The 12,274-nt window shown below is 28.1% G+C and carries 9 protein-coding genes; all 9 read left to right on the forward strand.

The features are described from left to right. The first annotated feature begins 79 nt into the window (after positions 1 to 79). The 9 genes from I4U66_RS02555 to I4U66_RS02595 all read left to right on the forward strand — a co-directional run bounded on the left by I4U66_RS02555 (position 80) and on the right by I4U66_RS02595 (position 12,153). Entirely contained in the window at positions 80 to 1,330 is a 1,251-nt protein-coding gene (locus I4U66_RS02555; protein ID WP_195928406.1) for a DUF262 domain-containing protein, read from the forward strand. Further along, positions 1,284 to 2,240 (forward strand): AAA family ATPase, encoded by a 957-nt coding sequence (locus tag I4U66_RS02560; RefSeq protein WP_195928407.1) that lies wholly within the window; start codon positions 1,284 to 1,286, stop codon positions 2,238 to 2,240. Before I4U66_RS02555 ends, I4U66_RS02560 begins: the two co-directional genes overlap by 47 nt. Before the next feature lie 5 nt (positions 2,241 to 2,245). Beyond that, positions 2,246 to 3,031, forward strand: a complete 786-nt coding sequence (locus tag I4U66_RS02565) for a hypothetical protein (protein WP_195928408.1) — start codon at positions 2,246 to 2,248, stop codon at positions 3,029 to 3,031. Between the two features lie 79 nt (positions 3,032 to 3,110). Further along, positions 3,111 to 6,092: a type I restriction endonuclease subunit R gene (locus I4U66_RS02570; RefSeq protein ID WP_195928409.1), complete on the forward strand. Its 2,982-nt coding sequence runs from the start codon at positions 3,111 to 3,113 to the stop codon at positions 6,090 to 6,092. 300 nt (positions 6,093 to 6,392) lie between these two features. Beyond that, positions 6,393 to 7,109, forward strand: coding sequence for a FadR/GntR family transcriptional regulator (locus I4U66_RS02575; protein WP_195928410.1), 717 nt, complete (start codon positions 6,393 to 6,395; stop codon positions 7,107 to 7,109). A 177-nt stretch (positions 7,110 to 7,286) separates the two neighbouring features. Then, the gene (gene ilvD / locus I4U66_RS02580) at positions 7,287 to 9,002 is read left to right on the forward strand and encodes a dihydroxy-acid dehydratase (RefSeq protein ID WP_195928411.1); all 1,716 of its coding nucleotides are present in this window, start codon (positions 7,287 to 7,289) and stop codon (positions 9,000 to 9,002) included. A gap of 31 nt (positions 9,003 to 9,033) precedes the next feature. Continuing rightward, complete coding sequence (locus I4U66_RS02585; protein ID WP_195928412.1) at positions 9,034 to 10,407, forward strand: GntP family permease; 1,374 nt, start codon at positions 9,034 to 9,036, stop codon at positions 10,405 to 10,407. A gap of 92 nt (positions 10,408 to 10,499) precedes the next feature. Continuing rightward, a complete protein-coding gene (locus I4U66_RS02590) occupies positions 10,500 to 11,144 on the forward strand; it encodes a bifunctional 2-keto-4-hydroxyglutarate aldolase/2-keto-3-deoxy-6-phosphogluconate aldolase (RefSeq protein ID WP_092926426.1) in 645 nt (214 codons plus the stop codon). Positions 11,145 to 11,148: 4 nt separating this feature from the next. Further along, a complete protein-coding gene (locus tag I4U66_RS02595; RefSeq protein ID WP_092926424.1) occupies positions 11,149 to 12,153 on the forward strand; it encodes a sugar kinase in 1,005 nt (334 codons plus the stop codon). Positions 12,154 to 12,274 lie beyond the last annotated feature (121 nt).

The raw sequence follows: 12,274 nt of genomic DNA on the forward strand, positions 1-12,274 counted from the left end.
TAAATATACCAAATATGTACAATATTAATACTTTGACTAGAAGGTGTTTATAATAAATTTTATTTAAGGTGGTGAGGCAATGAATAACCTAGAAAAAGAAATAAATATTCAAAACAAAATAGATGAAGATATAGAAGAGACAACAGAGCAAAGTGATTGTAGCATAATGACTAATATGAATATAACACAAGTAAGAAGTGAGATGGGATTTAAAACATTAGTAGAAGGGTTTGACTCTATGAACTTTGTAATTCCAAAGTACCAAAGAAAGTTTGTATGGAAAAAAGAGCAAGTTCAAGAGTTGGCAATATCTTTATTACGAGGTCTTCCAATTCCTCCTATTTATGCATATAGAAATGATTACAACCAGCTAGAGATATTAGATGGTCAGCAAAGAATGCTAAGTTTATTTTTATACTACAAAGGTAAATATTTTAAGAATTTAGAAAAAAATAACGTAGATTTATCATGCATAATGACAGATCCTATATTATCAAATGATGATATAAGCTTTGAAGATTTACTTATAGGAAAAAACTTATTAAGAGATGTTAAATACCAGTTTGAATATATAGAAAATGAAAAATATATAGAAGATGGTATAGAAAAAATTAAAAGTACTAAAAAAATAGAAAATATAAACTATGATAAATTAGATAAAGTAGTAAAAAGAAAATTAGATTTTACACCAATAACAATAATAGAAATAAATGTTGGTCAAAACATGTACAAAAACAGAATACTTTATACAGTGTTTAAAAACCTGAATACTGGAGGTACAAAGCTTAAAAATCAGGAAGTTAGAAATGGTGCTTATCAATCAGCATTTTATGATATGATTCATAAAATAAATAATTTCAATAAAAAATGGAGAAGTTTATATGGTGATAAGCATAAACATAGTAAGGATGTAGAGCTGCTTTTAAGGTTTGCATCTATTGAAAGATATTTTAAGTTAAATGATAATAAGCAATTTATTATAAATAACTATAATGGCTCATATACATCGTTATTAAATGATTTTTCAGATGAAGCTATAACATTTAATGAATATGAAATAAATAAATATGAATTAAATATAAAAAGCTTTATAGATAGATTTGAAGGTAAGACGAAGATACCACATTTACTACTAGAAAGTTTATATCTAGCAAGTATATATACGCTAGGGAATTATAAGATAAGTGATGATTTTTGTATAAGTATTATAGAAGATGAACAATACCAAAGTTATATAAAGTCTCCTTCATCAGCAAAGATTAAAGTAAAGGAGAGATTTGAGTATGTCTACAACAAGTTACAAGAGTATGTTAAATCAGGTAATAGATAAAATACATAATCTTAACCTAACTCATGAAAATAGTATTATAGTAGGTGATAACTCAAGTGGAAAATCAGAAATACTAAAGTCTTTAGTTAATTTATCATTTAAGAGGTATTATTTGATAGATGCTATAAATAGAACTTTTGATAGTTCAAAAATTACTAATAATGATAGTAAAAGTAAAAGAGACTACAAAAATATAAGCAAACGTAGAGTAGAAGAAGATATTTTTAACTTAAATGATTCATTTGATTTATATTCAGATGGAATGGGACATGTTGAGGGGATATTTTTTGAATATTTAGATGAACTTAAGATTTTACTTAGGAAGTTTTTAGAGGTTGATATTGATGTAGAAGAAGTAAAGTATGGTGTGTTTTCATCAAAAGAAAAGATTATTATAAATGGTGAAATAGAAAACTTGTCTAATGGATATCAAGCTATAATTAGATTGTTTTTAGAAATAATTTATTTAGATAAAAATAAAGGCTCTAATGAGATAACTTTAGTGATAGATGAAGTAGATGAATATTTATCGTCTAAAAATAAGTCTAGAATAGTTGAGTTTTTAAAAAATGAGTTTCAACACTTTAATTGGATATTTACAACACATTCAGCTGAAGTAATAGCAAGTAGTAAAAACTTTAACTTAATTATTTTAAAAGGAAATAACTATGAATACTTAGATAGTAATGATTTTAATACAATTACAGATGTACAAGAAATATTTAGAAATTTATATAATAAGAATATAGATGAAGGTAAAAGTGATGTTAATACTACTTTACGTAGATTGTTAAGTTTAAAGATTAGTGATAAGTGGAGTGAACAAGAAGAAAAGGACTTAGAGGAAATAGAAAATAAGAATTTAACAAATTCTCAATTATTATTATTACATCAAATTAAAAATTGGTGATTAAATTGAGAGAAGATTTATTTTTATTAGATATACCAATATTTGAACCTAAGTACGATTTGAATAAAAATTATATTTACTCCAGTGAGGAAGGAAAACAAAATCTTAAAAAAGTATTACTTGAAACATCTGATAACTATTGCATGTATTGTTATAGTAAAGTACTTGTTGATAACAAGTTATCAGCTCATCTAGAACATTCTATAGAAAAGAAAAAATCGGATAAATTAAAAGATTGTAATATAAATATAGCTATATCTTGTATGAAGTGTAATTTATCCTTTAAAAGGGTAGGAGAGAAAAAAAGAGAACTTAAAGATTGTGAAGTAAAAGAATTTGAAAGCAATTGTAAATGTGAATCAACTTGCAATATACCTTGTAAAGCATATGAAGATATAAAAGATATATATATGAAAAAAGAGGAAGCTAAGATTATATTACAACCATTTGGTGTTACAAATAAAACTACAAATAATAAATATAAACTACAATACAATTTATTAGAACAAGAATTTATAGTTAGCGAAAAATATAAATATAATGATTATGAAAAAGATTTTATAAATAATCATATTATTAGATTTAATTTAAATGACTCAGAGTATAGAACTAAAGAGGTTATAAAGGTATGTGAAGATGTAAATGATTATAAACGGATACCTAAGAAAAAAAGATACAATAACTTAGTTGCAGATTTGTTTATAGATAGATTAAATAGTATGGAGCTTGAAAAAGCTATAAAAATGTGTGAGCAAATAACCATATACTCATTAGTTAAGCATACATTCTAGAATTGCAATAAAACCCTCTATCAATTAATTGATAGAGGGTTTATAATTTAACTATTAGAAATTAATAGGAGGGGGAAACATGCTACCAAAGGAAAAACATTTAGAAGAATCAATTGAAAATCACTTAGTTTCAATTGGTTATGAACAAGGACACTCACAAGAATTTGACCTTGAAAATTCTTTATTTATAGACGATTTATTTAGATTTTTAGAAAACACTCAGAAAGAATTATTAGAGGAATTTAAGAGTAATAGAGGAAGTAACTACAAAAAAGCTTTTATAGATTTACTTAGCACAAACATCAAAAGAAGAGGACTTATAAGTGTACTTAGAAATGGTGTAGAAGATATAATGATGAACGGAAAATTTCAACTATTCTACAATAAACCAAATCTAACTACTAACAAAACAGCATATGAAAACTATAAGCAAAACATATTCAAAATAACAAGACAATTAAAATACAGTTCTAAACACAACAATACCTTAGATATAGTATTATCTTTAAATGGATTTCCTGTTGTAGTAATGGAGCTTAAAAATCAATTTACTAATCAAAACGTATATAATGCTATAAAGCAATTTAAAGAAGATAGAAATCCAAATGAAAACTTATTTAGATTTAACCAAAGAGTATTAGTATACTTTGCAGTAGATACAGATGAAGTATATATGACAACAGAGTTAAAGGGAGATAAAACATTTTTCTTACCATTTAACAAAGGTAACAACAGAGGAAAGGGAAATCCTGTGGTAGAAGGTAAGGAAAAGACTTCTTATTTATGGGAAGAAATACTTACTAAGGATAGTTTACTTGATATTATAAAAAGATTTTATTTTATACAAGAAGATGATAAGAGAAATAAAAGAGCCATATTTCCTAGGTTTCATCAGTTAGATGCAGTTAGAAAGATAGTAGCAGATTTAGAAGTAAATAAAGCAGGTAAAAATTATCTTATACAACACAGTGCAGGTAGTGGTAAGACTAATACTATAGCATGGACTTCACATAGGTTATCAAGTCTTCATGATGAAGATAACAACGCTATATTTGATTCTGTAATAGTTGTTACTGATAGAAAGGTACTTGATAAGCAACTTCAAGATGCTATATATCAATTAGAGCATAAAAACGGATTGGTTGTTAAGATTGATGATAATAAAAATTCATCAGATTTAGCAGATGCTATTGTAAATCGAGCAAAAATTATTATAACAACTATACAAAAATTCCAATATGCATTACCTAAGATAGAACAATTAGAAAAAAGACGTTATGCAGTAATAATAGATGAGGCACATTCTTCTACATCTGGAGAGAATATGAATGCATTAAAAGAAACTTTAGCAGGAAAGACATTAGAAGAAGCTAAAAAAATTGATGCAGAAAATGAAAAGAATGAAAAATCTAGTATAGATAAGATGAATGACCTTATAGAAAAGAGAACTAATTTAGACCATATAAGTTTCTTTGCATTTACTGCTACTCCTAAGAATAAGACTATGCAAGTATTTGGTAGAATAGGTGAAGATGGACTTCCTCATGAATTTCATCTATATTCTATGAAACAAGCTATAGAAGAAGGATTTATACTAGATGTATTAAAAAACTTTATGCCAGTAAGTGTATACTACAAGGTTGGAAAGAAAATAGCTGATAATCCTGAGTTTGATAAGGGAGAAGCTAAAAGAGCTATAAATAAGTTTGTTAGCTTAAATGAACATAATATAAGACAGAAAGTTGAAACTATAGTAGATGATTTTGTATATAATAGGTCTATGTGGTTAGAAGGTAGAGCTAAGGGAATGATAGTTACAGCAAGTAGATTACATGCTGTTAAGTATAAATTAGCAATAGATCAGTACATAAAAGAAAAAGGGTACAATATGAAAGCATTGGTTGCTTTTTCAGGCACTGTAAAAGATGAAGATATTGAATATACAGAAGTAAGTATGAATAAGGAAGTAGCACCTGATATTACTGATTCAAATTTACCAAGTATTTTTGAAAAAAGTGATTTTAGGTTACTTATAGTTGCAGAAAAGTATCAAACGGGATTTGATCAACCTAAGCTTTGTGCTATGTACGTTGATAAGAAGTTAGATGGTGTAAAAACTGTTCAGACTTTATCAAGACTTAATAGAACTTATCCTAATAAACATACTTTTATTTTAGATTTCCAAAATAGTGTAGAGGATATACAAGAAGCCTATAAGCCATATTTTGAAATGACTAATATAGATAAAGTTACAGATCCTAATGTAGTAAATGACCTTTGGTATCAGTTACATGAGTATGGAATATATACTGATGAAGAGGTAAATGATTTTACAGTGTTGTTTTATAAGGACAAAAGAACAAGTTCACAAGACGCTAATATGAATAGCTTAATAGATAAAGCTGTAGAGAGATATTGTTATCTAGAGGAAGAAGACGAAAAAAGAGCAGATGAGTTTAAGAAAAAGTGTCAAAAGTATATTACTTTTTATAATTTCTTAATTCAGATTTACCCTATTAAAAATCTAAATCTTTTAAGATTACAAGTTTACTTAGTAGCACTTTTAAAGAAATTACCTAAAAAGGGTAAGGAAAGAATTGATATAGATGATATGTTAAGCTTGGATTATTATAAGTTACAAAAGTTAGGTGATGATGATAAAAAAGGTAATGATATATCACTTTATAATGGTGAAGGTGAATTAGTTGGTATATCTGAAACTGCTACTTCTCGTGTAAGTGAAGATGATGAAGAATATTTAGAAGATATAATTAAAAAGATAAATGATGTTTTTGGAGTAGGACTTACAGAGGAAGATAGAATTATAATAGATCAGTATGAAGAGATGTTTAAAAATGATAAGAATATCATGGATATAGCTAAGGCTAATAGTTATGAAGATTTAGTTAACACTTTTGCTAAGAGTCATTTTAAGAGGGGGATTGTTAAGACCAAGAATAGAAATGATAGATTGGTAAAAGAAATATTAACTAATAATAATTTACAAAATTATATGATTCATTATTTGGCTGAAAAGATATATGCAGAAGCTAATAGATAAGATAAAAAATACCTGAAGATAGTAAATTTATTATCTCCAGGTACTTTATTTTTAAATTTAATATAGTATAATATAGTTGTAAGAAAAAAAAGAAATCACAATCTAGTCATGTAGAGTAGTGATTTCTAGTATAAATTATTTTTATTTAATTTAAAGTAAAACTTTAAACCACTTTTTCTACGGTTAATAGATAAGTGGTTTTTTATTTTATAAGGAGACATAAAAACTTAGAATAAGCAATTACATAATTAAGCGTAAAGACTCTACAAAAAACATATCAAAAAACAAGAGGAGTAAAATATGAAGGAAGAAATAACAAAACCATTAGGAGAAACAACTTCAGAAAAAATAATAAAGTTAATAGTAGATGAAAACCTAAAAATAGGAGACAAATTACCAAATGAATATGAACTAGCAGATAAATTAGGTGTAGGTAGAAGTACAATAAGAGAAGCGATAAAAGCATTAGTATCAAGAAATATACTAGAAATAAAAAGAGGTTCAGGAACATTTATAAAATGTGGGGTAGCAGATGATCCATTAGGATTAATGTTTGTAAAAGACAAACTAAAACTAGCAGTTGACTTATTAGAAATAAGATTTATGATAGAGCCTAAAATAGCAAGTTTAGCAGCTATAAATGCAACTAAAGAAGATATAGAAGAGCTATCAAAATTATGTGATGAAGTTGAAGAACTTATATTAAATGGAATACCACATATGGAAAAAGATATAGAATTTCATACAGCAATAGCTAGAAGCAGTAAAAACTTAGTAACAACAAGTTTAGTTCCAATAATAAATAAATCTATAGCAGTATTTATAGACGTTACAAATACACAATTAAAAAATGAAACAATAGAAACTCATAAAGAGATTTTAAATGCAATAAAAAATAAGAATGCAAATGAAGCACATGATGCTATGTTACTTCACTTAGCATACAACCGTAGAAATATAAATAGAATAGTAGCTGAAAAACAAATTAAATACAAAAACAAAAATACGTCTGATTAATCAGATGTATTTTTGTTTTTGTATTTAATTATATGCTGATTAAACCTACTTAAATACATTAGGAAAAAGTTTTTATGAAAAAATTAGATAAAATATTGTAAAAATACGTCAGACGTGTTAATATTAAGTAAAGAAAGACGTCAGACGTATTATAAAAACCAATAAGGAGAGTAGGATATGATTAGTCAAGAAGTTAGAAAAATAGCTCCTGAAATGGATCCTTTAAGGAGAGGGATGGGATGGAGTGTAGATGATTTATCTAAGCCACAAATAATAATTGAAAGTACTTTTGGAGATAGTCATCCAGGAAGTGCACATCTTGATATATTTGTAAATCAAGCTATTAAAGGTGTTAATGAACTTGGAGGAAAAGGTTCTCGATTTTATGCAACTGATATATGTGACGGTCAAGCACAAGGCCATGATGGAATAAATTATTCGTTAGCATCAAGGGATACGCTAGCAGCGTTAATAGAAATACATGCAAATGCAACACCTTTTGATGGTGGAGTATTTATCTCAAGTTGTGATAAGGGTGTTCCATCTCATTTAATGGCAATAGGTAGAGTAAATATCCCATCAATAGTTGTTACTGGTGGTGTTATGGAAGCTGGGCCTAATTTACTTACATTAGAGCAAATAGGAATGTATAGTGCTATGTATCAAAGGGGAGAAATAACAGAAGAAGAGTTAACATATTACAAGCATAATGCATGTCCTTCATGTGGTGCATGTTCATTTATGGGAACAGCCTCAACAATGCAAGTTATGGCAGAAGCATTAGGATTAATGTTACCAGGAAGTTCTTTAATGCCAGCAACATGCAAAGATTTAGAAGATGTAGCTAAAGAAGCAGGACGTTATGCTGTTAAGTTAGCTAAGTTAAATTTAAAGCCAAGAGATATAGTAACTTATAAATCTTTTGAAAACGCTATTATGATACATGCAGCAATCTCAGGTTCAACTAATTCATTATTACACATACCAGCAATTGCACGTGAATTTGGAATAGACCTTGATGCAAATGAATTTGATAAAATACATAGAAATATACCGTACTTACTAGACATCAGACCTGCTGGAAAATGGCCAGCAGAGTACTTCTACTATGCTGGCGGAGTTCCTGCAATAATGGAAGAAATAAAAGATTATTTACATTTAGATGTTATGACAGTTACAGGAAAAACATTAGGTGAAAACTTAGAAGATTTAAAAACAAATGGGTATTATGAAAAGTGTGATGAGTATTTAAGTAAAGTTGGATTAAAAAGAGAAGACGTAATACGTAAAAATACAAATCCAATAGGTGACAATGGTGCAATAGCTATACTTGGAGGTAATCTAGCACCAAAAGGAGCTGTTGTTAAGCACTCTGCAGTTCCAAAAGAAATGCACAAAGCTATATTAAAAGCTAGACCATTTGATAGTGAAGAAGAAGCTATAAATGCAATATTAACAAAAGCTATAAAGCCAGGTGATGCAGTTATCATAAGATATGAAGGTCCAAAAGGAAGTGGAATGCCTGAAATGTTTTATACAACAGAAGCTATATCATCAGATGAAGAATTATCAGCGAGTATAGCATTATTAACAGATGGAAGATTTTCTGGAGCATCTAAAGGTCCTGCAATAGGGCATATATCACCAGAAGCTGCAGTAGGGGGACCAATAGCTTTAGTTTGTGAAAATGATTTAATAGAAATTGATATACAAAGTAGAACGTTACAAGTTATAGGAATTAATGGCAAGGAATGTAGCTTAGAAGAAGTTGAAAAAGTATTTGAAGAACGTAGAAAAAATTGGGTTCCTAAAGAGGAAAAATACAAATCAGGAATACTAAGTATATATTCTAAAAGTGCAGTTGATCCAATGTTAGGTGGATATATGAAATAATTAAAAATTAATTATAAAATGGGGGAAAAATATGTTAACTGGACCATTATTAATAGGTGTATTTTTATTAGCAATCGCTATATTACTAGTTTCAATAATAAAGTTTAGACTTAATGCATTTATAGCATTATTAATAACATCATTAGTAACATCTATTTTAGTTGGAATGCCAATAGGAGATATAGCCTCTACTATCTCAGGTGGATTTGGATCTACATTAAGTGGAATTGGGATAGTAACTGGATTAGGTGTAATGTTAGGAAAGTTTATGTTTGAATGTGGAGCAATAGAAACTATATCTAATGCAATACTTAATAAGTTTGGTGAGAAAAATAGTCCAGCAGCAATAGCTATATCAGGATTTTTAACTGGTATACCAGTATTTGGGGATGTAGTGTATATAATGTTTGCACCTATGTTAAGAGTTTTATCTAAAAAAACTAATATATCAATGGTAACATTTGCATGTGCAATATCAGTAGCAACTACTTGTACATATTCATTAGTAATACCTACACCAGCACCACTTGTTGTTTCAGAAAGTTTAGGAATTGATGTAGGAATATTCTTTGTATATGCAATTTTAACAGCTTTTGTAGCAACAATTACAGGTGGTATATTATATGGTAAGTTTTTAGATAAGCAAGATAAGAAAAATGGACATTTCTATACTTTTGAAGATATAGAAGAGATAGAAGATGAATTAGAAGCGAATAAGGAAACTAGACCTATGCCATCTTTTATGAAGTCTTTATCAATATTATTAGTTCCAATAATACTTATACTTTTAGGTAGTTTTGTACCTTTAGCATTAGGAGATAATAATTCGGTAGTACCTTTAGTTAAGTTCTTAGGAGATAAAAATGTTGCAATGTTGATAGGTGTTATATATGCAGCGCTTATATCAAAACCATATATAACTAGAAGTATATCTGATATTATGAATGACGCAGCTGACCAAATTGGTCTTATATTACTAATAACTGGAGCAGGTGGAGCTTTCGGAAAAGTTTTACAAGCAACAGGAATAGCAGATTATATAGCTGGTTCATTATCACAATTTAGTATACCAATATTACTACTTTGTTTCTTAATATCTCAAATTATACGTTGTGCACAAGGTTCAACAACAGTTGCGCTTATGACAACAGCATCTATATTAAGTGGAACAATAGCAGCAAGTTCTGTATCTCCTATATTATGTGCAATAGCAATATGTGCAGGTGGAATAGGTTTATCACTTCCAAATGATTCAGGATTCTGGGCTATAAGTAGATTCTTTAAAATATCAGTTCAAGACACTATAAGAGGTTGGACAGTAGGTGGATTTATAGCAGGTTTATCAGCACTTGCATTTATATCTATACTATCTTTATTCCAAAACGTTTTACCAGGTCTTTTGTAATTAGCTTTTAAATAAATGGGAATCTCAAAATTAATATATAATTATTTGAGATTCTCTTTTTAAATATAAAAATTTAATCGGAGGAATTTATTATGAAAAAGATGAAAGTTTTAAAAGCACTACAAGAGTGTGGCGTAGTTGCTGTTGTTCGTGGAAATACAAAAGAAACAGGAATAAACATTGCAAAAGCTTGTATAAAAGGAAATGTAAAAGCAATAGAAGTGACTTATACTAATAAATTTGCAAATGAAATAATACGTGAATTAAGTGAAGAATTTAAAACTCAAGACGATGTAGTGATAGGAGCAGGAACAGTACTAGACCCTGAAACTGCGAGACTTGCTATATTACAAGGAGCTGAATATATAGTATCACCATCATTTAATTTAGAAACTGCTACTTTATGTAATAGATATAAAGTAGCTTACATACCAGGAGTTATGACTATAAATGAAATAGTTTTAGCACATGAAAGTGGAGTCGATGTTATAAAATTATTCCCAGGAAGTGCATTTGGACCAAGCTATATAAAAGCTATAAAAGGACCACTTCCATATGCAAATGTAATGGTAACTGGAGGAGTTAACATAGATAACTTAGATGCATGGATAAATGCTGGAGCTGATTTAGTAGGAATAGGTGGAGAGTTAAATACTATCGGAGAAGAAGGTAAATTTGATGAAATAACATCAATATGCAAAAAATATATAGAAAAATTAAACAAAGCAAGAGGATAATAGAATGAGAGTAGCTGGATTTGGGGAAATAATGCTTAGACTAGCAACTAATAAAGGTTTTATGATATCTAATACAAACAACTATAATGCAAATTATGGTGGTGGAGAAGCAAATGTTTTAATATCTTTATCAAAGTTTGGAATAGATACAAAAATGATAACAAAAGTTTCTAATAATGACATTGGAGAAGGAATCATAAATTATTTAAATAGCCATAGAGTAAATACTAGCCAAGTTCAAAAAGGTGAAGAAAGAACGGGAATATACTTTTTAGAAGTAGGAAGTGGAAATAGAGCATCAAAAGTAATTTATGATAGAGCAAACTCAGCATTTAGTAATATGAAAGTTACTGATTTAGATATAGAAAAAGCTTTAGAAGATGTAGATTTATTTCATTTTTCAGGAATAACTTTAGCTTTATCTAAAGAACTAAGAGAATTAACTATGAATATACTAAAGCATTGTAAAAAGAACAATATATTAGTAAGTTATGACTCAAATTATAGAGCAAAGCTTTGGACTATAGAAGAAGCAAGACAAGCTACATTAGAGATATTGCCTTTCGTAAATATACTATCAGCAGGGATATTAGATGCTGAAAATATATTAAAAATGAATTGTGAATATGAAGATAAGTATGAAAAGTTAAGTCATTATTATAATGAAATAAATAAGATTTATCCAAATATAAATCATATGTTTTCATCCATAAGAACTATACAGTCAGTATCAGTAAATACTTTACAGTGCAATTATTATACTGAAGGGAAGTTTTATACATCTAAAGAATATATTATAGATGATATAGTAGATAGAGTAGGTGGAGGGGATGCCTTAACTGCTGGAATACTATATTCTATATTAAATAATAAAGAAGCTGAGTACCTGGTAGAATTTGCAACCGCATCATCAGTTTTAAAGCATAGTATATATGGAGATGCAAACTTAGTTAATGTAGATGATGTAGAAAACTTAATGCAATATGGAGCTGGAAAAATAGCTAGATAATCTATATTTTTATATAGAGAATCATGGGTATTATTGTATAGCAAAGTAAAGTTGAAAAATAACTATTGTATATATGGTATGATGACAATGGAAGAATGATTATATGACTAAATAAAAGTAA

It is taken from the genome of Romboutsia sp. D33t1_170424_H2 (assembly GCF_015669105.1).
Taxonomy (GTDB): Bacteria; Bacillota; Clostridia; order Peptostreptococcales; family Peptostreptococcaceae; genus Romboutsia_C; species Romboutsia_C hominis.

Excerpts from the sequence above, each read along its gene's own strand:
- I4U66_RS02570 (WP_195928409.1), top strand. The coding sequence starts at position 3,111 with ATGCTACCAAAGGAAAAACATTTAGAAGAATCAATTGAAAATCACTTA.
- I4U66_RS02560 (WP_195928407.1), top strand. The coding sequence starts at position 1,284 with ATGTCTACAACAAGTTACAAGAGTATGTTAAATCAGGTAATAGATAAA.
- I4U66_RS02595 (WP_092926424.1), top strand. The coding sequence starts at position 11,149 with ATGAGAGTAGCTGGATTTGGGGAAATAATGCTTAGACTAGCAACTAAT.
- ilvD (WP_195928411.1), top strand. The coding sequence starts at position 7,287 with ATGATTAGTCAAGAAGTTAGAAAAATAGCTCCTGAAATGGATCCTTTA.
- I4U66_RS02585 (WP_195928412.1), top strand. The coding sequence starts at position 9,034 with ATGTTAACTGGACCATTATTAATAGGTGTATTTTTATTAGCAATCGCT.
- I4U66_RS02590 (WP_092926426.1), top strand. The coding sequence starts at position 10,500 with ATGAAAAAGATGAAAGTTTTAAAAGCACTACAAGAGTGTGGCGTAGTT.
- I4U66_RS02575 (WP_195928410.1), top strand. The coding sequence starts at position 6,393 with ATGAAGGAAGAAATAACAAAACCATTAGGAGAAACAACTTCAGAAAAA.
- I4U66_RS02555 (WP_195928406.1), top strand. The coding sequence starts at position 80 with ATGAATAACCTAGAAAAAGAAATAAATATTCAAAACAAAATAGATGAA.